This is a genomic window from Enterobacter sp. RHBSTW-00975 (assembly GCF_013615235.1).
GTDB classification, from domain to species: Bacteria; Pseudomonadota; Gammaproteobacteria; order Enterobacterales; family Enterobacteriaceae; genus Enterobacter; species Enterobacter ludwigii.
The window spans coordinates 3940680-3962242 of record NZ_CP055883.1 but is presented as its reverse complement, the minus strand read 5'-3'; the positions used below and the strand labels follow the sequence as shown (position 1 = coordinate 3962242).

21 protein-coding genes and 1 pseudogene are annotated in these 21563 nt (G+C 51.6%); 10 read left to right on the top strand and 12 right to left on the bottom strand.

Features of this window, described 5'->3' with window-relative positions:
• Window positions 1-22: 22 nt before the first annotated feature.
• Together HV340_RS19050 and HV340_RS19045 are read right to left on the bottom strand one after the other, a co-directional pair.
• Window positions 23-679: a TetR/AcrR family transcriptional regulator gene (locus HV340_RS19050; RefSeq protein ID WP_023280966.1), complete on the bottom strand. Its 657-nt coding sequence runs from the start codon at window positions 677-679 to the stop codon at window positions 23-25.
• Window positions 680-1102: 423 nt separating this feature from the next.
• Window positions 1103-1399 carry a helix-turn-helix transcriptional regulator gene (locus HV340_RS19045; RefSeq protein ID WP_023314851.1) on the bottom strand — a complete coding sequence of 99 codons (297 nt, stop codon included), beginning with the start codon at window positions 1397-1399 and terminating at the stop codon, window positions 1103-1105.
• Window positions 1400-2257: 858 nt separating this feature from the next.
• Here HV340_RS19045 and HV340_RS19040 point away from each other — a divergent pair.
• Complete coding sequence (locus tag HV340_RS19040; RefSeq protein WP_181216177.1) at window positions 2258-4384, top strand: P-loop NTPase fold protein; 2127 nt, start codon at window positions 2258-2260, stop codon at window positions 4382-4384.
• Here HV340_RS19040 and HV340_RS19035 read toward each other — a convergent pair.
• Window positions 4377-5497 (bottom strand): IS3-like element ISSen4 family transposase gene (locus HV340_RS19035; RefSeq protein ID WP_085950818.1). Its coding sequence is split into 2 segments (ribosomal slippage): window positions 4377-5239 and window positions 5239-5497, totalling 1122 coding nucleotides; the frame shifts between segments, so codons are not numbered across the junction. The genes HV340_RS19040 and HV340_RS19035 overlap by 8 nt on opposite strands.
• 91 nt (window positions 5498-5588) lie before the next feature.
• Between HV340_RS19035 and HV340_RS19030 the strand changes: the two genes are divergently transcribed.
• The 3 genes and pseudogenes from HV340_RS19030 to HV340_RS19020 all read left to right on the top strand — a co-directional run.
• On the top strand, window positions 5589-6758 hold the full coding sequence (locus tag HV340_RS19030) for a hypothetical protein (RefSeq protein ID WP_022651850.1): 1170 nt from the start codon (window positions 5589-5591) through the stop codon (window positions 6756-6758).
• Window positions 6759-6962: 204 nt separating this feature from the next.
• Complete coding sequence (locus HV340_RS19025) at window positions 6963-7292, top strand: hypothetical protein (protein WP_000140246.1); 330 nt, start codon at window positions 6963-6965, stop codon at window positions 7290-7292.
• Window positions 7293-7406: 114 nt separating this feature from the next.
• Window positions 7407-8414 (top strand): annotated as a pseudogene (locus tag HV340_RS19020) (DUF3362 domain-containing protein); the annotation flags it as partial.
• Between the two features lie 35 nt (window positions 8415-8449).
• Here the strand turns inward: HV340_RS19020 and dkgA are convergent.
• Both dkgA and yqhD read right to left on the bottom strand, forming a co-directional pair.
• The gene (gene dkgA, locus HV340_RS19015; protein ID WP_014171617.1) at window positions 8450-9277 is read right to left on the bottom strand and encodes a 2,5-didehydrogluconate reductase DkgA; all 828 of its coding nucleotides are present in this window, start codon (window positions 9275-9277) and stop codon (window positions 8450-8452) included.
• Between the two features lie 105 nt (window positions 9278-9382).
• Window positions 9383-10546 carry an alcohol dehydrogenase gene (yqhD, locus tag HV340_RS19010; protein WP_020883658.1) on the bottom strand — a complete coding sequence of 388 codons (1164 nt, stop codon included), beginning with the start codon at window positions 10544-10546 and terminating at the stop codon, window positions 9383-9385.
• Between the two features lie 195 nt (window positions 10547-10741).
• Between yqhD and HV340_RS19005 the strand changes: the two genes are divergently transcribed.
• Window positions 10742-11641 (top strand): AraC family transcriptional regulator, encoded by a 900-nt coding sequence (locus HV340_RS19005; protein ID WP_020883659.1) that lies wholly within the window; start codon window positions 10742-10744, stop codon window positions 11639-11641.
• 47 nt (window positions 11642-11688) lie between these two features.
• Here HV340_RS19005 and yghB read toward each other — a convergent pair whose 3' ends face one another.
• Window positions 11689-12348 (bottom strand): DedA family general envelope maintenance protein YghB, encoded by a 660-nt coding sequence (yghB, locus tag HV340_RS19000; protein ID WP_014171613.1) that lies wholly within the window; start codon window positions 12346-12348, stop codon window positions 11689-11691.
• A 149-nt stretch (window positions 12349-12497) separates the two neighbouring features.
• A complete protein-coding gene (gene metC, locus HV340_RS18995; RefSeq protein WP_025203159.1) occupies window positions 12498-13685 on the bottom strand; it encodes a cystathionine beta-lyase in 1188 nt (395 codons plus the stop codon).
• Between the two features lie 251 nt (window positions 13686-13936).
• On the opposite strand from metC, the gene exbB reads away from it, so the two are divergent.
• The gene (exbB, locus tag HV340_RS18990; protein ID WP_014171611.1) at window positions 13937-14668 is read left to right on the top strand and encodes a tol-pal system-associated acyl-CoA thioesterase; all 732 of its coding nucleotides are present in this window, start codon (window positions 13937-13939) and stop codon (window positions 14666-14668) included.
• A 4-nt stretch (window positions 14669-14672) separates the two neighbouring features.
• Window positions 14673-15098: a TonB system transport protein ExbD gene (gene exbD / locus HV340_RS18985; protein WP_014171610.1), complete on the top strand. Its 426-nt coding sequence runs from the start codon at window positions 14673-14675 to the stop codon at window positions 15096-15098.
• Window positions 15099-15143: 45 nt separating this feature from the next.
• Here exbD and HV340_RS18980 read toward each other — a convergent pair whose 3' ends face one another.
• Window positions 15144-15596 (bottom strand): hypothetical protein, encoded by a 453-nt coding sequence (locus HV340_RS18980; protein ID WP_020883661.1) that lies wholly within the window; start codon window positions 15594-15596, stop codon window positions 15144-15146.
• A gap of 1 nt (window position 15597) precedes the next feature.
• Window positions 15598-16002, bottom strand: coding sequence for a hypothetical protein (locus tag HV340_RS18975; protein WP_020883662.1), 405 nt, complete (start codon window positions 16000-16002; stop codon window positions 15598-15600).
• A gap of 102 nt (window positions 16003-16104) precedes the next feature.
• On the opposite strand from HV340_RS18975, the gene HV340_RS18970 reads away from it, so the two are divergent.
• Both HV340_RS18970 and HV340_RS18965 read left to right on the top strand, forming a co-directional pair.
• On the top strand, window positions 16105-16608 hold the full coding sequence (locus HV340_RS18970; protein WP_020883663.1) for a hypothetical protein: 504 nt from the start codon (window positions 16105-16107) through the stop codon (window positions 16606-16608).
• Between the two features lie 81 nt (window positions 16609-16689).
• Entirely contained in the window at window positions 16690-17178 is a 489-nt protein-coding gene (locus tag HV340_RS18965; RefSeq protein WP_014171606.1) for a TIGR00645 family protein, read from the top strand.
• Between the two features lie 53 nt (window positions 17179-17231).
• Here the strand turns inward: HV340_RS18965 and HV340_RS18960 are convergent, their stop codons facing one another.
• A complete protein-coding gene (locus HV340_RS18960; protein ID WP_032680300.1) occupies window positions 17232-18272 on the bottom strand; it encodes an aldo/keto reductase in 1041 nt (346 codons plus the stop codon).
• 244 nt (window positions 18273-18516) lie between these two features.
• Here HV340_RS18960 and HV340_RS18955 point away from each other — a divergent pair, with 244 nt between their 5' ends.
• The gene (locus tag HV340_RS18955) at window positions 18517-20064 is read left to right on the top strand and encodes a methyl-accepting chemotaxis protein (protein ID WP_181216176.1); all 1548 of its coding nucleotides are present in this window, start codon (window positions 18517-18519) and stop codon (window positions 20062-20064) included.
• Between the two features lie 80 nt (window positions 20065-20144).
• Here the strand turns inward: HV340_RS18955 and HV340_RS18950 are convergent, their stop codons facing one another.
• On the bottom strand, window positions 20145-20477 hold the full coding sequence (locus HV340_RS18950; RefSeq protein ID WP_020883667.1) for a glycine zipper domain-containing protein: 333 nt from the start codon (window positions 20475-20477) through the stop codon (window positions 20145-20147).
• Between the two features lie 160 nt (window positions 20478-20637).
• Window positions 20638-21507 carry a glutathione-dependent disulfide-bond oxidoreductase gene (gene yghU / locus HV340_RS18945; RefSeq protein ID WP_032678965.1) on the bottom strand — a complete coding sequence of 290 codons (870 nt, stop codon included), beginning with the start codon at window positions 21505-21507 and terminating at the stop codon, window positions 20638-20640.
• Window positions 21508-21563: the final 56 nt, after the last annotated feature.

Genomic DNA, 21563 nt, shown 5'->3' with positions numbered 1-21563 from the left:
ATCAGGGGCTGCGGCCCCTTTTTTACTTTTCAACAGCCGTGTCCTTAGAGGGCTGATAGCGTACTGACTTTTTGAAATAGCTCCAGAAGTCGTACACAGGCTGGGTTGAGCAATAAAGTTTGGCACGCATTACGGCACCCTCCCAACTGCTCCAGAAAATGGCCGCCAGTTGCGTATTATTCATATCGGAACGGATTTCGCCCGAAGATAACGCGTCGGACAGACAGCACGCCACAAGCGCCTGCCAGCGCTCAAGTATTTCGTGGAGCTGTTTGATAAAGGACAGTGGAAGACCCGGACTCTCCTGCATCATATTGCCAACCAGACAGCCCCGGGTGAAATTGTACTTTTTAATGCCGTCGCAGGCATCGTCGATGAAATTTTCCAGACGCATCATTGGTGTGAAGGATGATTCATACAGATGTTTTTGGAGTTTATGCACAAAGAAACTGTCATAGGCGCTCAGAACAGTCTGGGCATACTCTTCTTTGCTCTTGAAATAGTAATAAAATGAGCCTTTAGGAACACTGGCATTTTTGACAATGGCATCGACTCCCGTTGAAAGAAAACCATTCTGCGTGAGCAGTTCAAGCCCGCTTCGGATCAGGTCATTACGGGTATCTGTATAGGTACTCTCTGTTTTTCGTGGCCTGCCTCGCCCACGAATTTCGCCAGTCATGACTTTGCTCCTGCATTTTATTAACGGAAAAGAATAAGTGATTTTGCGCGGAGGCTTCAATCAGTTTATCCCCGGCGGTGACGAGGTGGCCACCTATGCCGACTGGACAGGGGACTGACTATTGCCATAACGCCATCGCAGGTTGCTTCAGTAAACCTGCTAATCCCGTACAATGGCGAATTCGCTATATCCGCTTCTCGCACTTAGCTGCCATAAATCGGCCAGGCAATCACAGGTCATTTCTGTCTCGCAAAGAAGGTGCCGTTTCTGCTTTGCGTTGACACCCCTAAATATTAGAATTAAAAGGAGAGAGTTACTGGAAAAAGGCAGCGGAGGCAGTGACAATCGTGGCTTGAAGCCACTACTCGATGGATGCGGACATGTAGTTGGCGTCATTCGACAAAACTAGCAAACTTCTAATAGTCACCATTTCTCCCGTCTGGCGGGAGTGCTGTCAAATGCCCCCCTCATCTCTGTGTGGGAAATGAAGGGTGAAGGGGAAATAGATGACAGCGTTATTTCTACGCCCAGAATACTGAATACCTTGTACAGACGATCAATACTGGCGCTAGCAGGGTTTGCTTCCAGGCGGGCATAGGTTTGCTGCGTTACGGCAAGCCTCTCAGACACATCTTTTTGCGTGAAGCCCTTGATTTTGCGAAACCCGATTAGCACAGGTCTGAGCTGGTTCAGCGTTTTTATCGGGAACTGATTATTCATAAGTGACCTGCCTCGCAGACTGAGTAGGGAGTACCGCCCTGTAATACAGCAGGTAAGGTGTATTTTGTGTTATACAGACTATAGGCTGTAAAACCTTTATTGAAAAGATGCTGATGTTCCAGGGGCATGCCGAGCATGGACGATTTTCTGCGGGGCGGTATTTCGCTACGGGGGAGATTGCGTTCGGGCAATGTACCGGTGTAAAAAACGTCAATTTTTCAAAACCGCTGTTATCGGGATAAGCTGAAAACTCCGAAGGCAGACACAGCCACGAATAATGTCAGACTTAAACTCTGTAGCTGTCTTCTTTTGCCTGTAAATAACGTCTAGTTTGACTCTGATGAAGGCTGTACCAGGCAGAGAACATGTCACTCTCGGGGCCGGATGATAAAATGTGTTCAACTGGCTGGGCAGGGTAATAGCGAAGAACGTTCTCTGAAATTCGATTCAGCTCAGCGTAACGTGCGCTGTAGGTATGTATAATCCATTGCATCAATTTTGCATCCGTATTATTCGCAGATTACACACAAGAAGCTTAACAATGGCTGAAAGAGTGAGCAGGGATATGTAACAAAAACAAGGGCTTCAAGATGAACTGGATAAAACCGGAGCAGAGCAAGCCCTGTTCCGGTTTGTCAGGCTTTGGAATTTCTTCCAGGCCCCTGCAGCTAGTCACAACAAACACATTAATGTTTTCATTGCTTCAATTCAATATTATTGTGTGAAAGGGATTCCATCGAAATCGGCTTATGCATGCTTAAAACTAAACTGCCCCGGCTGCAGTCATTTGGTTGCTGTGGGCTCTGTACTGTGTCTAATAGTGAAAGAATCTTACGTTATAACGAAGGAAATTGCTGAATGACTCTACGATTGCAGACGGAATCACCCGCTGACCAGGATATGTTTAGAGGCAGCAGTCATGAAAAAGTTGCAGAGAATGTGGCTCAGATCATCAGGACACCTGATGTCAATATTATTGGTCTGGAAGGTGAGCTGGGTTCAGGTAAGTCAACAATATTGAAGTTCCTGCAGAAAAAGCTTAAAGATGATTTTACGTTCATTAACTTTGATGCAGAACGTTACCATCATGGCTCAACTAAAAAAGCGCTTATCGATGTCATCCACCACGGGGTCAGCCTACAATGTCCGGGCTCCCGGGATGTGTTGGATAAGTATAAAAATCTGGCTCTGGGTAACATCGTTGAATACGACAAGAGGGTCAGCAGCAGGCTAAGCTGGTTGACCGTCGTTTTTATTTTACTGTCATTGCTTTCCGTGCAGATGCTTCGTTATGTGCTAACAGACCTTAATCAATATTTTACTAACAAGGAGTCATTATTAGGGTGGCTTTTTTATGTTGAGGTGGCCGCGTTTCTTTCTCCTGCCATTATGGTCGCAGGACTGGCATGCCTGCAGAACATGGAATGGTACAGAAAGAAAGGGTATTCGAGTATTGGTGATTTGTTCAAACGCAACAGTACTGACAGGATTGAAGAGACTTGGCTAGTTAATAAGGAGGTCGGAGCTATTGAGCTGGCTGAAGCTCTGCAGGGATTTACCTCCAAAGAGGTCATTTCCCATGGAGATCGCTTCATCCTTATCATTGATAATCTGGACCGAATCAGTGCAGACAAAGTGAAAGAGCTCTGGAGTGATATGGAGCTTATTGCCGGAGCCACTCATGAACACTTCAGGATAGTGGTGCCCTATTCGGCAAGACAGGTTTCAGCCTCACTTTCTGTGGCGGGTTTCAGCGGGCGTGAGTTTATTGCAAAGCGGATTCCTGTAAGTTTTCAGGTTCCTCCTCTTATTTCGGCAGGATGGCAGGAAGCGTTAAGGCAGTACTGGAAAGAAACAGTAAATGAGGATGCAGGGATAGCGTGCCGGGAAGCAACGGTGTTGCTTGAGCGCTGGAAACCCTCTGAGTATCCTCGTATCACACCGCGATTAATGAAGAAGTTTGTTAATGATATTCATATTCTGAACCTTACCGTTCCTGCAACAGAAGATCATCGCCATATTCTTATTGCTCTCTACTTACTGGTGGTCAGATACGGGGAGCGAGATATTAAAGTATTACTTCGCGATCCCAAAGCTAGTCAGACCGAACCCGGTATTGCTCCGGATGATTTTGACGAGATGCTCTCGCTAACTTATCAACAAATATCCCGAATTTTTAATAACGATACAGAAAGATGGAGCGAATTTCTGATGAGCATCCACTATCAGTCCACGGTGGAGCTTGCCAGGAGCGAGTTGCTTGATACGCCTCTTAAAGACGCGATTGGTGCTATAAATATCCCACGGCTTGAAGAACTGACGGCCTTGTGGGGTTTCGCTGAAGCATGGCAGCGAGTGGCACCACATATTCAGATGCGAGACTGGCTGGTTTCTTATAGCCGGATGGATGAGAAGTGTCAGGCTCTCGCCGAACCGCAACTCAAAGTCGCAGTGCAAATGCTGAATCAGAGTTATGCTGTTTCACTCAGAGAAAAGAATGATGAAGGTTTCGTATTGAGTCTGCAGAAACTGATGGCTGACGGGCGGATAAGCCTAGAGCCTTTCGTCGAAAGGCAAATATCGTTTATTGTGAGTAAACTTGATGAAATTCAGGATTCAGAAAAATTGGAGGCTGAATCCACGCAGACGTTGCTGCAGGAAGCTGATTCATACTCTGTTCTGGCCGGTGAATCACTACTGAATAAAATGGAGAATTTTGTAGATGGCGTATTTTATGTGGAATACCTTGTCAATAATGAAGAGACCTTGTCAAACCTGAAAATTGGCACACTAGATATCGGAAATCACGGTCGGGAGGAGATGTTACGCTATGGAGCTGAGCAACCTCAGATAGACCTTTTTAATCCGGGAATTATCCGGCATATCAATATTGCATCGAAGGCGGTACAGAACGTAATTGGAAAGAATGATGGTACAGGTGGGGCTCATGACCTGCCCCCACGATTAGATACAACACTCAGTTAGTAACGTCGGAATCTTCATTCTCAGAATGACCCTTTCTCCAGCCCGCTGCAAATTCAGACGGTGTCTGATAATTCAGCGTGGAGTGCGGGCGGCATTCGTTATAATCCTGCCGCCAGTCATTAATAATTTTCCTGGCATGAACGATATCGCTGAACCAGTGCTCATTCAAACATTCATCGCGAAATCGTCCGTTAAAGCTCTCAATAAATCCGTTCTGCGTTGGCTTGCCCGGCTGGATTAAGCGCAACTCAACACCATGCTCAAAGGCCCATTGATCCAGTGCACGGCAAGTGAACTCCGGCCCCTGGTCAGTTCTTATCGTCGCCGGATAGCCTCGAAACAGTGCAATGCTGTCCAGAATACGCGTGACCTGAACGCCTGAAATCCCAAAGGCAACAGTGACCGTCAGGCATTCCTTTGTGAAATCATCGACGCAGGTAAGACACTTGATCCTGCGACCGGTGGAAAGTGCGTCCATGACGAAATCCATCGACCAGGTCAGATTGGGCGCCGCCGGACGGAGCAGCGGCAGACGTTCTGTTGCCAGCCCTTTACGACGTCTTCTGCGTTTTACGCCCAGGCCACTGAGGTGATAAAGCCGGTACACGCGCTTATGATTAACATGAAGCCCTTCACGGCGCAGCAACTGCCAAATACGACGGTAGCCAAAACGCCTGCGCTCTAGTGCCAGCTCAGTGATGCGCCCTGATAAATGCGCATCAGCAGCCGGACGGTGAGCCTCATAGCGGCAGGTCGACAGGGATAAACCTGTAAGCCTGCAGGCACGACGTTGCGACAGACCGGTCGCATCACACATCAACATCACGGCTTCCCGCTTCTGGTCTGTCGTCAGTACTTTCGCCCAAGAGCCACCTGAAGCGCCTCTTTATCCAGCATGGCTTCGGCAAGCAGCTTCTTGAGTCTGGTGTTCTCTTCCTCAAGCGACTTCAGGCGCTTAACTTCAGGCACCTCCATACCGCCATACTTCTTACGCCAGGTGTAAAACGTGGCATCGGAAATGGCATGCTTGCGGCAGAGTTCACGGGCGGGTACCCCAGCTTCGGCTTCGCGGAGAATACTGATGATCTGTTCGTCGGAAAAACGCTTCTTCATGGGGATGTCCTCATGTGGCTTATGAAGACATTACTAACATCGGGGTGTACTAATCAACGGGGAGCAGGTCACTCAGGTTAGCTCTGCAATAATGACGCTTAAAAATCGTCAGGTTGTTGAGGACGTTATCCATTTCAGAAAAATTGTTCTGAGCCCGGACTGGAATAATAATGTTTTAAATCAATATTATCTTAATAATACGGCGACGAGGAATCTCTTCCCTGCGGAATTTGCTGCACAGGCTGTTGCTCACATGGTGCTCCATGGTAACTATGCCGGTATCGAGTCGTACAGTGAACATATTGGTGAGGAACGGTTTGACCTGGCTTTGGCTGCATATCTTCGTTATCTACGTACTGCCGAGAGTATCTTTATAGCACTTAAGGATAAAAATGTTCTGCCGTACATCAAAAATGCTGTTGGCAGGATTGTTGATTTAGGTCTTCTGGTGAATATACCTGTCCTGAGCTTTGTTAAAGGTCAGTATGACGTCATCAAAGAAGCTACAAATGCAACCTCTCTTTTAATATTTGTGCGAGAGCGTCAAAAAGCACTGTCAGAGAAAATAATTGAGTCTGATGTGAATGCTATGGGTCCAGTATTTCTCCATGACGTATATCAGTCAGGTGAGCAGTTTGATATTTTGAAGAAAAAGCTGAACGCCCTGGCATGTGGAGTATTTAGTTCTTCTGAAAGGCTTATTGAGTGTTTTACGGTTCTTCCTGTGAACATGCGCTTTATCCTTGAACAAATGCAACTTCAGGGGCAGCATATCCGGATGGAAGGTAGTGTGGGTATCTTTGCATCATGGTTCCGTGATGCAGAGCCAGACGTTGTCACAAATGCCGAGAACATTCATTTCCTGTGGTCTTGCCTCGACGATACCCAGAGAGAGACTGTACTTGATGAGTTGCACGATGTCTTACTTGAAAGACATATTCGTATTGACAGCCGTATTGCGATTATTACCCGTTTTCATAATGAGTTGTCGTTTATTGAACCTGAGAAGGCCGTTGAACGCAGGGCTATTGCGGCGCTGTTTAGCGCTTCTGTTGATAATGTATTATTGTCTCAATGGCTTGACCGTCAGACGTTTTCATTTTCATCATGGTCTCCGGAGGACGCCCGTACGGCAACGAGTTGTATAATGAATAACTCGGAGATTTTTCCTCTCATCTGCAGGAATTCACAGTATATTAAAAACAGAATGTTACCAGAGAAAGCGGACGTTACAGAAGATAGTGATACGTTTCCGGACTGAGTTCGTTCTTTAAATCCTATACCTGAAGACCACAGCGGTGGTCTTTGGGAGTTTTTTTATTGCCTGATATACATTAAGCATGTTATATCTTGCTAAGAAATAATCATTCAGGGATTAATCATAACTACTGAAGTTATGTTGTGTTCTTTTCTTTTAAAAATAAATTATTCAGATTTATTTTCTATTGATTTAATGAGGTAGGGAATGACAGAAAGTGCTTTGCTTTTGCGAGAGGCATTTAATGAATCGGTTAACTATATGACATGGTCTTTTTATTCACTGATAACTGCTTACGTTTCGATGGCTTTTTATGATAGAGTTGAGGTTAAGACCCGAATAAATAATTATCTGAATAAGTTACTTTTCGTGATTGCTATGTCCGTTTTTATCCCAAATATGTACTTTGTTTCAATGGTGTTCAGTCAGAAGTTAGGCACCGCAGCTGGCGTTGCGTCATTCATTATTGGGCTACTTTTCATGATGTTAAACTCGGCGCCTGTAATTACTGGTATCGTACAGCAGCGCAAAGATTGAGTTTTATGAGTATAGTCAGTTGGGTTTTCATCTGTTTTATCAGACTTAGAAAAATGAAATCTTTCAATTCATTGATTTTAAACGCAAAAAAATTTCTAAATGATCAGAATTATAGGGTGCTCGCTCTGCTCCATTACCGAGCACGAAGGGCGCATTATTCAGAGTCGCTCCGAAGATTCGATCATCAATGAGATCGAAGCCATTCGCGATACCGTGCCTGGCTTCACCGGGGTGATCTCCGATCTGGGCGGTCCGACTGCCAACATGTACATGCTGCGCTGTAAGTCACCGCGCGCGGAACAGACCTGCCGTCGTCTGTCGTGCGTGTATCCGGATATCTGTCAGCACATGGATACCAACCATGAACCGACGATCAACCTTTATCGTCGTGCGCGTGACCTGAAAGGGATCAAGAAGATCCTGATCGCTTCCGGGGTGCGTTACGATATTGCCGTGGAAGATCCGCGCTACATCAAAGAGCTGGCGACGCATCACGTGGGTGGCTACCTGAAGATTGCCCCTGAGCATACCGAAGAAGGCCCGCTGTCCAAGATGATGAAGCCGGGTATGGGCAGCTACGATCGCTTTAAAGAGCTGTTTGACACCTACTCGAAGCAGGCGGGTAAAGAGCAGTATTTGATCCCATACTTCATCTCCGCGCACCCTGGCACGCGCGATGAGGACATGGTGAACCTGGCGCTGTGGCTGAAACAGCGTCGCTTCCGTCTGGATCAGGTGCAGAACTTCTATCCATCACCGCTCGCGAACTCAACGACCATGTATTACACCGGCAAGAACCCGCTGGGTAAAATTGGCTATAAGAGTGAAGATGTGGTGGTGCCGAAAGGGGATAAACAGCGCCGTCTGCATAAAGCACTGCTGCGCTACCACGATCCGGCTAACTGGCCGCTGATCCGTCAGGCGCTGGAAGATATGGGTAAAAAGCATCTGATCGGCTCGCGCCGCGACTGCCTGGTGCCTGCGCCTACGCTTGACGAGATGCGTGAAGCGCGCCGCCAGAACCGCCATACGCGCCCGGCATTGACCAAGCACACGCCGATTGTGCATCAGCGTTCAAACGGTAACGCCAGTGCGAAGAAACCCGTGAAACGTAAAGCGTAAAAAATAAAAACCCCGGCGAGCCGGGGTTTTTTTATTCACCCGCCAAACTGATCGGGATCCGGGCCTAAACGCTTGCCCTTGTCCAGCTTCGCAATTTCACTCAGTTCATCTTTATCCAGGCGGAAATCCCAGACGTCGAAGTTCTCAGCGATACGCGATGGCGTGACCGATTTCGGGATCACCACCAGGCCGTTGTCCAGATGCCAGCGAATAACGATTTGCGCCGGCGTCTTGCCGTATTTATCCGCGAGATCGCGAATAATTTTCTGGTCGAACACCCCTTCACCGCCCTGTGCCAGCGGGCTCCAGGACTCGGTCTGGATCTTGTGCGTGGCGTTCCAGGCGTGAAGCTGACGCTGCTGCATCAGCGGGTGCAGCTCAATCTGGTTGATAACCGGCGCGACACCCGTCTCGTCAATCAGGCGCTGCAGGTGGTGAACCTGGAAATTACACACGCCGATGCTTTTCACCAGCCCTGCCTGCTGTAGCTCAATCATCCCTTTCCAGGCGTCAACATAGTGATCGATAGCCGGGACTGGCCAGTGCATCAGATAGAGATCGACGAAATCGAGCTGGAGTTTGTCCAGACTCTCCTGCAAGGCTTCGCGGGGGCGTTTTTGATCGTCGTTCCACAGTTTGGTGGTAATGAAAAGGTCTTCGCGGGGCATGCCAGCGCTGGCCAGTGCCTTACCCACGCCGTCCTCATTTTTGTACGCGGCGGCGGTATCAATCGACCGATAGCCGACTTCCAGTGCTTTATGAATGGCGGAGACGACCTCGTCGTTACCGGCTTTCCATACACCTAGCCCCAGTTGGGGCATCACGTTGCCATCCTGCAGCTTGATTACGGTTTGGTTTGCCATTTTTCCTCCTTCAGGTGCTCATCGTCGGAGGGAACCCCCGACGATGTGATGTGCATTAAGTCTGGACGAAATGTCAAAAAACGAAAGGCGGGATGTCAAAAACGCTTAGCGTGCCGCTTCGTAGATACGACGGCTCACTTCCAGCGTAATGTCGCCGTGCTCGCCCAACTGGGTCATACCGTGTTCTTCAAGTTTCGCCAGCAGGGCAGGGATGGAGCTGCCATCCAGACCATAGCCGGACAGACGCGTTGGCACGCCCAGACCTTCAAAGAAGCTGCGGGTTGCTTCGATAGCCGCGTCGATACGCGCATCGTCAGAACCTTCGGTGATGTTCCACACGCGCTCAGCGTACTGCAGCAGTTTGGCGCGTTTGGTATCACGTTTTTCGTTCCACAGTGCAGGCAGGACGACGGCCAGCGTTTGTGCGTGATCCAGACCGTGCATGGCCGTCAGTTCGTGGCCCAGCATATGGGTTGCCCAGTCCTGCGGCACGCCGGCACCGATCAGACCGTTCAGCGCCTGGGTTGCCGCCCACATCACGTTGGCGCGCACATCGTAGTTTTCCGGCTCTTTCAGCGCTGTCGGGCCGTCTTCAATCAGCGTCAGCAGAATGCCTTCCGCGAAGCGATCCTGAATTTTGGCATCTACCGGGTAGGTAACGTACTGCTCAACGGTGTGCACAAACGCATCAACCACACCGTTCGCGACCTGACGTGCAGGCAGGGTGTAGGTGTAAACCGGATCGAGGATGGCGAATACAGGCTGAACGTGATCGTTCATAAAGGCCTGCTTATCACCCGTGGTTTTACGGGAGATAACGGCACCTTTGTTGGATTCAGAACCGGTCGCGGGCAGGGTCAGCACGGAACCCATTGGGATCGCGCTTTTGATATCGCTGCCGCGGGTTTCCAGAATGTGCCACGGATCAATACCGTCCGCGTAGTGCGCCGCAGCGGCGATGAATTTGGTGCCGTCCAGGACGGAGCCGCCGCCGACTGCCAGCAGGAAGGTGACTTTTTCATCACGGGCGATCTTGACCGCGTTCATCAGTGTTTCATAAGACGGGTTAGGCTCGATACCGCCGAACTCACGCACGTCCAGACCTTCCAGCGCGCTGTAAACCTGATCCAGTACGCCGGTTTTTTTCACGCTGCCGCCACCGTAGGTGATCAGTACGCGGGCGTCAGCGGGGATCTGTGCGCGCAGGTCGGCGATAGCGCCTTTACCAAACAGAATGCGGGTTGGGGTGTGGAGATTAAAATTATTCATTGCTCGTTCCCTTATGTGGGTGAAAAACCGTGGTGGCGCTGAAGGCGACCTGATGCTGCACATTGTGGCCGTCCGGGGCTATCCTCTCAATGCACATTCCTGCCGATGTCTTGCCCATTTCTACAGAGCGCTGGAGAAAACACGGTAAACTGCGCACACTGTTAACGTCGGAAACCGTAGCCGGAGTAACGTAAAATGAACCGTGAAGCGATCTGCCTTCAGCTTACTGCGCAGATTAAAAGACTGATTGATAAAGAAAATGGCGTCGGTGACATGTTGCCTGACATTCGTCTTCTGTATGGGACGCAGCCAGGGACACGCACACCGGTCATGTACCAGCCGGGCATCGTTTTTCTCTTTTCAGGCCATAAAATTGGCTATATCAATGAGCGCGTATTCCGGTATGACACCAATGAATATCTTCTGCTCACAGTACCTTTACCCTTTGAATGTGAAACTTTCGCGACAGAAGCGGTACCGCTGGCGGGCATTCGTTTAAATGTCGATATCCTTCAGCTGCAGGAGCTGCTGATGGAGATTGGCGAGGACGCATTGTTCCGCCCGTCGATGCCCGCGAGCGGGATTAACTCCGCGACGTTATCCGAGGAGATCCTCTGCGCCATTGAGCGTCTGCTCGACGTTATGGAACGGCCGCTGGATGCTCGCATCCTGGGCAAACAGATTATCCGCGAAATTCTTTACCATGTGCTGCTGGGGCCGGGCGGTGGGGCATTACTCGCGCTGGTCAGCCGCCAGACGCACTTCAGCCTGATCAGCCGCGTGCTCAAGCGAATCGAAAGCCAGTACACGGAAAACCTGAGCGTTGACCAGCTGGCGGCGGAAGCAAACATGAGCGTCTCGGCGTTTCATCATAATTTTAAGTCGGTGACCAGCACCTCGCCGCTGCAGTATCTCAAAACCTATCGGCTGCATAAGGCTCGTATGCTGATGATCCACGACGGCATGAAGGCCAGCGCGGCGGCGATGCGGGTGGGCTATGAAAGTGCGTCGCAGTTTAGTCGGGAGTTTAAGCGTTACTTCGGCGTCACGCCGGGGGAAGATGCGTCGCGCATCAGAATGATGCAGGGGACCTGAGGGGAGAGTCCAGCCGGGTAAGCGTAACGTCACCCGGCTTTTTTATATCACGCGCTGCAGTATTTCTTCTTAATCACGACCGCAATCGTCCCGAGCAGTCCCGCGACCAGCAGGAAAAGCGGGAGGATCATCAGGAAAGTCATTACCTGGTCTTCGTGGTGTTTCACAAAGGGGATCATATTCAGCGCGTAGCCAAGCGTGGTCACTACGCCTACCCACAGCAGGGCACTCAACCAGTTGAAGAACTGGAAGCGGCGGTTTGACAGCCCGGAAATGCCTGCCATGGTGGGCAGCAGCGTGCGAACAAACGCCAGAAAACGCCCGGCCAGCAGCGCCAGCAGACCGTGGCGGTCAAACATGCAGGTCGCACGTTGATGATATTTATGCGGTAACTGAGCCAGCCAGCCTTTCACGACGCGCGTATTGCCGAGCCAGCGGCCCTGCAGATAGCTCAGCCAGCAACCGAGGCTGGCAGCGGAGGTAAGTATGACCATCGTCGGCGTGAAGTCCATGACGCCTTTACCGATTAACGCCCCGGCCAGTAAAAGCAGGCTGTCACCGGGTAAAAATGAGGCTGGCAGTAATCCATTTTCCAGAAACAGGGTTGCGAACATCACGAAATAGACGATACCTACAACGTGAGGGTCCGCCAGCGCGGCAAAATCGTGTTGCCAGAGCGCCGCAATAATATCTTGAATAACAGCCATGGACTTTCCTGTGGAACAGCAGATGCAGATATAGCGCTATTGTACTCCCTAATTCGCCCGTGGGGTTTGATCGCGGGCGCAACTAATGCAGACTTTTCTGGTGGCAGTGTTCACAAAAGCGTCCAGGGAGTACATTTTCAGCATGCACTCTACACGATACGTTCAAACCCTGCCGCTAAATCCGCAATTAAATCGTCAACATCTTCTAAACCAATATGCAGTCGGATCAGCGTGCCGCTGAAATCCACTTCTCCACCGGGGCGCAGAGCCGCAATTTGCTCCGGCTGGTTAGGCAGGATCAGAGATTCAAACCCGCCCCAGGAGTAAGCCATGCTGAAGAGGGTAAAATGATCCAGGTAGTTCGCCAGTTCGTCGTTACTGAGCCGTTTTTTAAGAACAAATGAGAACAACCCGCTACTGCCCGTAAAGTCACGTTGCCAGAATTCATGGCCTTTGCTGCCCGGAAGCGCCGGATGGTTAACGCGCTCGACCTGCGGGTGCCGGGCCAGCCATTCGGCCACCTTCAGACTGCTTTCATGGTGCTGACGCAGGCGCACCCCCAGCGTACGGATACCGCGGCTGGTCATGTAGGCCGTATCCGCATCCACCATCTGGCCCATCAGGTAGGCATTCTCCCGAAGTTGATCCCAGCAGCGCGCGTTGGATACCGCAGTACCGATCATGCCATCAGAGTGGCCAATCAGATATTTGGTCGCTGCCTGAATAGAGATATCAATGTCGAATTCCAGCGCCCTGAACAGAACGCCCGCCGCCCAGGTGTTGTCGATCATGATGATTGCCTCGGGGGCTTTGCTGCGCACTGCTTTCACAATAGCCGGGACGTCGTGCACTTCCATGGTGATAGAGCCTGGGGATTCCAGAAACACAATGCGCGTGTTCGGCTGGATAAGTTCAGCGATACCTTCGCCAATCAGCGGATCGAACCAGCCGGTGGTCACGCCGAGCTTGCTGAGGATTTTGGTGCAAAAATCCTGGCTTGGTTCATAAGCGGTATTGGTCATCAGGATATGGTCGCCCTGTTCCACAAACGCCAGAATGGTATTGGCGACTGCCGCCGCACCGCAGGGGAACAGGGCGCAGCCCACGCCGCCTTCCAGTTCGCACATGGCTTCCTGAAGTGAAAAATGGGTTAGCGTGCCACGACGGCCATAGAACAGCCCGCCTTTGGCGCGGTTGCGCGTGGCGATTTTTTTATCCTCGACGGTATCAAATACCAGTGAGGAGGCGCGTTGAATCACGCTGTTGACCGATCCCTGAGTGTATTTTTTGCTGCGTCCTGCCTGTACCAGCGTGGTATCAAGATGCTTCTTTGTCATGTTCGCTAACCCTGTTTTTATACGTCTGGACGTCCAGACTACCACGATTGTAAAAATCTGCACCCGGGGGCTTATCGAATAAGCAGAAAATATTAGCAAAAATACGCATAAGAAATTTTTACTGCGTAAGCGCAAGGAAAGTGAACGAAAATTACGGCAGTATGTAAATACTAATGAGAACTACTATCAATTCGACGACGTTTTGATATTATTACGGTCAGATTTTGTGATTTGCGTCCTGGAGATACAGAGTGGGTAATAATTTGATGCAGACGGATCTCTCCGTCTGGGGCATGTATCATCATGCTGACATCGTGGTTAAGATTGTGATGATCGGCCTGGTTCTGGCGTCCGTGATCACCTGGGCTATCTTCTTCAGTAAGAGCGTCGAACTGCTGTCGCAGAAGCGTCGCCTCAAGCGGGAGCAACAGCAACTGGCTGAAGCCCGCTCCCTGGATCAGGCCTTAGACATGACCTCATCCTTCCATGGAAAAAGCCTGACCACCCTGTTAGTCAACGAAGCACAGAACGAGCTGGAACTCTCCGCAGGCAGTGAAGATAACGAAGGCATTAAAGAACGTACCGGCTTCCGCCTGGAGCGTCGCGTTGCTGCCGTTGGCCGCCATATGGGCCGCGGTAACGGTTATCTGGCCACTATCGGGGCGATCTCACCGTTTATCGGTCTGTTCGGTACGGTCTGGGGCATCATGAACAGCTTTATCGGCATTGCGCAGACGCAGACCACCAACCTGGCGGTGGTTGCGCCAGGGATTGCCGAAGCGCTGCTGGCGACTGCAATCGGTCTGGTCGCGGCCATTCCGGCGGTCGTCATCTATAACATCTTCGCGCGTATGATTGGCAACTATAAAGCCACGCTCGGTGACGTCGCCGCGCAGGTGCTGCTGCTGCAAAGCCGCGATCTTGACCTCAATGCCAGCTCCGTTAAACCGGTGCATGCGGCGTCTAAACTGCGCGTAGGTTGATTGTATGGCGATGCGTCTTAACGAAAATCTGGACGATAACGGCGAAATGCATGAAATCAACGTGACGCCGTTTATCGACGTCATGCTGGTTCTGCTGATTATCTTCATGGTGGCTGCGCCGCTGGCGACGGTCGACGTGAAGGTGAATCTTCCTGCCTCTTCCAGCCAGCCGCAGCCGCGTCCTGAGAAACCTGTCTATTTGTCGGTGAAAGCGGATAAATCGATGTTCCTCGGCAACGACCCGGTGACGGATCAGTCTGTTATCCCGGCGCTGGATCAGCTCACCGGCGGCAAGAAAGACACCACGGTCTTCTTCCGCGCGGATAAAACCGTCGATTACGAAACCATGATGAAGGTAATGGACACGCTGCATCAGGCGGGTTATCTCAAGATTGGGCTGGTCGGCGAAGAGAAAGCGGCCGCGAAATAACAAAGAAGCTGGCGAAAGCCGGCTTTTTTTATGCGTGTCGGGCGATCAGTTTTTTGTCTCAGTGGACGCAGGTGCAGGCGCGTGGGACGCCAGCGCGTCTTCATCAAGCGCAACGCAGGTGACGTTTGACGTGCGGTACTCGCCGTCAGACAGTTTGCGCGTCAGACGCAGGGTGGCCACTTCTCTGGCGAGCAGATACTGATAATTGGCCTCCAGACGCCCGAGAAGCTTCTCTTTCAGCTCAGGCCGCTGTTCGATGAGGGTATTCATCACCGCGCCGTATATCTCTTCCTTCACCTGCAGAGGATAAATCTCGCGGCGATTATGCCATTTCAGGCGTACCAGCGTCGCCGGGATCGATACCAGGTCCTGAGTTATTCGCGTCATCTCGGCATTTTTTGTGTTTCGCAGTGCATCGAGATTTTGCTTTAAGATAAATTCATCACTTTTTTTGTTATCTAAAGCCAAATAAACGTCGTTATCTTTAATTTCTTTCACGTTACTCTTCCCCCAGGTTATAAAAAATAGGGTTGTTGGTTTCACGCGTAATTAGATTAAGCCAAATTTCATTGCCGGCTTCGTTTATTTCTTTGGTTTTTTCCGCGATTATTTGACTTAGTTTCTGGGCATCTATTTCACCTTCGGCCTGCAGGTCATTCAGCAGGTGGACAAAGGCTTCTATTTTAACGGCGCGAAATAACCGGTCCTTTATATGACGGTCGTGCTCTTCCAGTAACATATTACGGGATTTACCGGTGCGAGAAACGCCTATTAATATGTCAGACTCGTAATCAGAGAGCTTTCTTTTCCCCTGAGTGAAATTAGCCTCTTTTTCTGCTTCCGTCGTTTGCTGTTCCACAGGCGCAATGTGGTACTTAGCCGGGACGAGGTAGTCGGGCAGCATTTTAATTTCCTTTAATTACAACAGGGTGGGGTTGGTAAAGGCGTGAGATTCGTTGACAATATCATGAGGCAATTTTAAAATCAAAAAAAATGGAGCCTACCCATGAACAGCATTTTTTTTACGGTCATCACATTACTATTACTGACCGCTGGTGTTCTTTTATTGATGCAGGAGTTCAATAAAACGCAAGTGTCGAAAGACGCCAGTGAACCTCCGCTACCTGAACTGATGACAAAAGAGGAAGGTGAAGACCATTTCTCCGTATTGATGAACTCGGTTACACCGGTTTGGTACTGGCGGGTGAACCATGAATATATCGACTTTTTGCACGCGACAATTAAGCGAATGAAAATGTCGGAAATTAATGACACGCCTGGGTTGTTTGAAGCGCAGCGCCGCTGCAGCGACCTGAATTCCGCGGTGTATAAATATTATGACAATATCAAAAAGCGTTGCCTTAACGGTGAGAAGGTCTCCTGTTCCGATCTGGACGTATTAAACCTGCGCCAGTGTTTTCGTGAGTTCAGCCTGGAGGCGTATCCGGAACTGGTGGTGCTGGTCTGGCCGGAGTACGCGCGCCCGGACGTTAATCCTGACAATGTCTGAACGTACAACGAGTGAGTTGTTGCAAACAGTCAGCGCCGTTGAGATATACTGGGCGCTGGTTTCGTTTGCAGACAGGACTTTATGGAACGCTTCTTTGAAAACGCGATGTACGCCTCTCGCTGGATACTGGCACCCGTCTATTTTGGCCTTTCGCTGGCGCTGATTGCGCTGACGATTAAGTTTTTCCAGGAAATCTTGCATGTTCTGCCGAACATCTTTTCCATTGCCGAAGCAGATTTGATTCTGGTTCTGCTTTCGCTGGTGGATATGACGCTGGTGGGCGGATTACTGGTGATGGTGATGTTCTCCGGCTATGAGAACTTTGTCTCTCAGCTCGATATCGACGAGCGCAAAGAGAAGCTCAACTGGCTGGGCAAAATGGATGCCTCGTCGCTGAAGAATAAAGTGGCCGCGTCGATTGTGGCGATCTCATCTATCCACCTGTTACGCGTATTCATGGACGCCAAGAATGTCCCGGACAACAAACTGATGTGGTATGTGATTATCCATCTGACGTTTGTGCTGTCTGCGTTCGTGATGGGGTATCTGGATAAGATCAGTAAGAAGTAATTTTCCACCCCTCTTCCCAAGGGAGAGGGGTGACGTGAGCGCGACAGACCGCGCTATTTATCCGACGACGCCTGCCACAAATTCAATTCCCCATCCGCAACATGCTGGTCAATCCTTTTCAGCTCATCGTCGCTAAAGCGCAGGTTATTCAGGGCCTGCACGTTCTCTTCGATCTGCTCCGGACGGCTCGCACCAATCAGTACGGACGTCACGCGTTCATCCTTCAGCAGCCAGCTCAGTGCCATTTGCGCCATCGTCTGACCACGGGCCTGTGCCATCTCATTCAGTAAACGCAGGCTGTTCAGGTTGGCTTCAGTCAGCATGTTTTCCGTCAGACCGCGCACCTTCTTGCCTTCACGCTGCATACGAGAATCTTCAGGAATACCGTTCAGGTATTTTCCGGTCAGCAGACCCTGCGCCAGCGGCGTAAACGCAATGCAACCCGCCCCGTTTTTCTCAAGCGTATCCAGCAGGCCGGTGTGATCGACCCAGCGGTTGAGCAGATTGTAGGACGGCTGGTGGATAAGCAGCGGGATCTTCCACTCACGCAACAGGTCCGCCATTTTCTGGGTGCGCTCCGTGGAGTAGGAGGAGATACCGACATACAGCGCTTTACCGCTCTGCACGGCCTGGGCCAGCGCAGCGGCGGTCTCTTCCATCGGCGTATTTTCATCCACGCGGTGAGAATAGAAAATATCCACATACTCCAGCCCCATGCGCTTGAGGCTCTGATCGAGGCTGGCGAGCAGGTATTTGCGCGACCCGCCCGACCCATACGGCCCCGGCCACATGTCATAGCCTGCTTTGGTTGAGATGATTAGTTCATCGCGATACGCGGCAAAATCTTCCCGCAGCAGACGACCCATGTTTTCTTCCGCGCTTCCCGCCGGCGGGCCGTAGTTGTTGGCAAGATCGAAATGGGTAATGCCGAGGTCGAAGGCTTTATGCAACAGCGCCCGCTGAGAGTCGAGAGGCTGTACGTGGCCGAAACTATGCCACAGACCAAGCGACAGCGCCGGCAGGCGCAGGCCGCTTTTTCCGCAGTAGCGGTACTGCATATTTTCGTAGCGGGCGGGGTAAGGGTGCCAGGACATGATGTCTCCTTTCTTGTCGATGAATTTTCGAAACAACGTTTTCATTCTGTGCTTATCAAATCACAAATCCTGTTGATAAGCGATGACATGCCTGACAGCCGGGAATGATTAACTTCTGCTGTGCTACCTGTGAAGTCGTGCTAATCAAAAATAATCACAAAAGGTTATAATTTCCGCTTTCTCTGCCGATAACGAAAGTAGTACTCGCCTCTGGGCGAATTCACCCTCACGGCAAGGAAGACTTATGAATATGTTGCGTAATTTCACGATCCGTTTCGTCATGCTGACGATTCTCGGGATCTTTTGTTTAATGTGGGCGGGCGTAGGGCTTTACAGCACCTGGTCTCTGTCACGGGTATCAGAGGGCAATGAGGTGGATCGCCAGCTGGTCAAACAGATGACCATACTCAGTCAGGGTAACGATCAGTATTTTCGCTTTGTAACCCGGTTGAGTCGCGCGATGGAAGTGAAAGCCGCGGGCGGCACACCGGACCTGGCCCCTGCCCAGCAGGCGCTGGACAATATGGGGAAGAAACTGGCTGAGATGAAGGCAATCTCACCAGGACCGATGGATGAGCAAGTTTCAGCTCAGGTGATCGGTAGCTGGCAGGCTTTGCTTGAGCAGGGCGTAACGCCGCAAATGCAGCAGGCGAAGCAGTCCTCTCTGGAGGGCTACCGTCAGCAGGCGAATAACATCACCCCTCCGCTGAGTCGTGCGTTTGGTGCTGCTGCGGAGAACTTTAACAACGCGGCCGCCCGGGCACTCGACAGCACCCGAGTGGTCGTGGACAGCCTGACCAGCATGACCCGCACGGTGATTATCACCGCCACGATTATTGGCCTGTTAATCCTGCTCTTCACCGACCGTTACCTGGTGGCGATGCTGGTAAAACCGCTGGCTCGCATTCGCCAGCAGTTACGCCAGATTGCCCAGGGCGATCTCAGTCAACCGATTGAACCGTTCGGTCGCAACTGCGTGGGGCAACTGGTTCCCCTGCTGAGCGCGATGCAGGATAGCCTGCGAGAAGCGGTGAGCTCTATTCGCTCCGGCAGCGAGAATATCTGGCGCGGCGCGACGGAAATCTCCAGCGGTAATAACGATCTCTCGTCCCGTACCGAAGAGCAGGCTGCCGCACTGGAAGAGACGGCGGCCAGCATGGAACAGCTGACCGCCACCGTGAAGCTGAACGCGGAAAGTGCGCGTCAGGCCAGCCAGCTGGCGGATGTGGCGTCAACAACGGCCAGCCGCGGCGGCTCGCTGGTGGAAGAGGTGGTGACCACCATGAGCGGTATTTCTGAGAGCTCGAAGAAGATTGCTGAAATCACCAATGTGATCAACAGCATTGCCTTCCAGACCAATATCCTGGCGCTCAACGCTGCCGTGGAAGCGGCGCGCGCGGGCGAGCAGGGACGTGGGTTTGCCGTCGTGGCCGGCGAGGTGCGTAACCTGGCAAGCCGCAGCGCCAACGCGGCAAAAGAAATTGAGGGATTGATTACCGATTCCGTTTCCCGCGTAGAGCAGGGCGCAAAGCTGGTGGGCGACACGGGCACCACCATGGATGCCATTTTGCGTGATGTGACGGAAGTGACGACCATCATGAAGCAAATCGCGTCTGCCTCTGAGGAGCAAAGTAAGGGGATTTCGCAGGTGGGTATTGCTATCACGCAAATGGATGGCGTGACACAGCAAAACGCCTCGCTTGTGGAAGAGGTCTCGGCAGCGGCCTCCGCGCTTGAACGTCAGACCGAAGAGCTCCAGCGGTCGGTGCAGAAATTCCGCCTCTCGGCATAAACACTGCTAAAAGGCCGCCGTGTGCGGCCTTTTTTTCGGTTAAATGCAGGCGAGCCAAACGGAGCGCCGCCCGCCGCTTATCAGTGGGTGGCTTCACCAATCAGTGCGCCAGAGCCGGCACCGACGGCGGCCCCTTTCAGTACGCTGTTGCCTGTTACCGCCGCAGCACCTGCACCCACCACGGCACCCACCGCACCGCCTTTACGCGCAGCTTTACCTTTGTCGCCGTTTTTGAACATCGCACCGGTACCCGCGCCAACGACCGCACCGCCTACCGTGGATTTCAAATCTTTGCCCGTGGCTGCGCCAATTGCCGCACCGGCCACTGCACCGGCGGCGGTTTTATCTATCGCCATACCAGAAGTGGAAAAGATCAGGGTGCTGATAATCAGCGCTGTTTTCATCAATTTCATAACAAATCCTTTGTGACTGCTGTCGGTTGAGTCCGTTTTTCTCGTCATCTGATCTGAGAAAAACGTCCGCATAGTGCCAGTAATACCGGCTCAACCCTTAAGCAAATCATGCCCCTGGCAGGGATCCCTGTTGCCGGGCGGTGGTCCGCCCGGCAGAGCATTACGCCTGACGCTTGTCTTCCGTATGGGTCTCGAAGTCGCTCGCCGCGTGGCGTTCGTGGAGCTGCTCGTTGAGCTCGCCGCTGGTGCGGTTAACGATACGCCCGCGCTTCACGGCAGGGCGGTGTGCCACATCTTTCGCCCAGCGCTGAACGTTGGTGTACTTCTCAGCGTCGAGGAACTCGGCGGCGTTATACACGCTACCCAGCGCCACGCAGCCGAACCACGGCCAGACCGCCATATCGGCGATGGTGTACTCTTCACCGGCCACGTAGCGGCTACGCGCCAGCTGTTTATCCAGCACGTCGAACAGGCGTTTGGCTTCCATCGTGAAGCGGTCAATCGCGTACTCAATCTTCACCGGTGCGTAGTTATAGAAGTGGCCGAAACCGCCGCCGAGGAACGGGGCCGCGCCCTGCAGCCAGAACAGCCAGTTCAGGGTTTCCGTACGTCCCGCCGGATCTTTTGGCAGGAAATGGCCGAACTTCTCTGCCAGATAGAGCAGGATGCTGCCGGATTCAAATACGCGCGTGGGCGGTGTCGTGGAGTGGTCACGCAGCGCCGGAATTTTCGAGTTCGGGTTCACTTCAACAAAGCCGCTGGAGAACTGGTCGCCTTCACCAATGCGAATCAACCATGCATCGTACTCGGCACCCGTCACGCCAAGCGCCAGAAGCTCTTCCAGCATGATGGTCACTTTCTGCCCGTTTGGTGTGCCCAGAGAATAGAGCTGCAGCGGATGCGAACCCACGGGTAACTCTTTCTCATGCGTCGCACCGGATATCGGACGGTTAATATTGGCGAACGCGCCGCCGCCGTTCTTTTTCCATTCCCACACTTTGGGTGGCTGATAGGTATTTTCGTCTGACATGTTGGCCTGCCTTTTTTGTGATGTGTTGAGGGAGTGTAGCAGGAGTTCATAGGAGG

Bases quoted from the DNA above. Each gene is read 5' to 3' on its own strand.
- HV340_RS19050 (WP_023280966.1), bottom strand. From the start codon at position 679: ATGACTGGCGAAATTCGTGGGCGAGGCAGGCCACGAAAAACAGAGAGT.
- HV340_RS19045 (WP_023314851.1), bottom strand. From the start codon at position 1,399: ATGAATAATCAGTTCCCGATAAAAACGCTGAACCAGCTCAGACCTGTG.
- HV340_RS19040 (WP_181216177.1), top strand. From the start codon at position 2,258: ATGACTCTACGATTGCAGACGGAATCACCCGCTGACCAGGATATGTTT.
- HV340_RS19030 (WP_022651850.1), top strand. From the start codon at position 5,589: ATGACGCTTAAAAATCGTCAGGTTGTTGAGGACGTTATCCATTTCAGA.
- HV340_RS19025 (WP_000140246.1), top strand. From the start codon at position 6,963: ATGACAGAAAGTGCTTTGCTTTTGCGAGAGGCATTTAATGAATCGGTT.
- dkgA (WP_014171617.1), bottom strand. From the start codon at position 9,277: ATGGCAAACCAAACCGTAATCAAGCTGCAGGATGGCAACGTGATGCCC.
- yqhD (WP_020883658.1), bottom strand. From the start codon at position 10,546: ATGAATAATTTTAATCTCCACACCCCAACCCGCATTCTGTTTGGTAAA.
- HV340_RS19005 (WP_020883659.1), top strand. From the start codon at position 10,742: ATGAACCGTGAAGCGATCTGCCTTCAGCTTACTGCGCAGATTAAAAGA.
- yghB (WP_014171613.1), bottom strand. From the start codon at position 12,348: ATGGCTGTTATTCAAGATATTATTGCGGCGCTCTGGCAACACGATTTT.
- metC (WP_025203159.1), bottom strand. From the start codon at position 13,685: ATGACAAAGAAGCATCTTGATACCACGCTGGTACAGGCAGGACGCAGC.
- exbD (WP_014171610.1), top strand. From the start codon at position 14,673: ATGGCGATGCGTCTTAACGAAAATCTGGACGATAACGGCGAAATGCAT.
- HV340_RS18975 (WP_020883662.1), bottom strand. From the start codon at position 16,002: ATGCTGCCCGACTACCTCGTCCCGGCTAAGTACCACATTGCGCCTGTG.
- HV340_RS18970 (WP_020883663.1), top strand. From the start codon at position 16,105: ATGAACAGCATTTTTTTTACGGTCATCACATTACTATTACTGACCGCT.
- HV340_RS18965 (WP_014171606.1), top strand. From the start codon at position 16,690: ATGGAACGCTTCTTTGAAAACGCGATGTACGCCTCTCGCTGGATACTG.
- HV340_RS18960 (WP_032680300.1), bottom strand. From the start codon at position 18,272: ATGTCCTGGCACCCTTACCCCGCCCGCTACGAAAATATGCAGTACCGC.
- HV340_RS18955 (WP_181216176.1), top strand. From the start codon at position 18,517: ATGAATATGTTGCGTAATTTCACGATCCGTTTCGTCATGCTGACGATT.
- HV340_RS18950 (WP_020883667.1), bottom strand. From the start codon at position 20,477: ATGAAATTGATGAAAACAGCGCTGATTATCAGCACCCTGATCTTTTCC.
- yghU (WP_032678965.1), bottom strand. From the start codon at position 21,507: ATGTCAGACGAAAATACCTATCAGCCACCCAAAGTGTGGGAATGGAAA.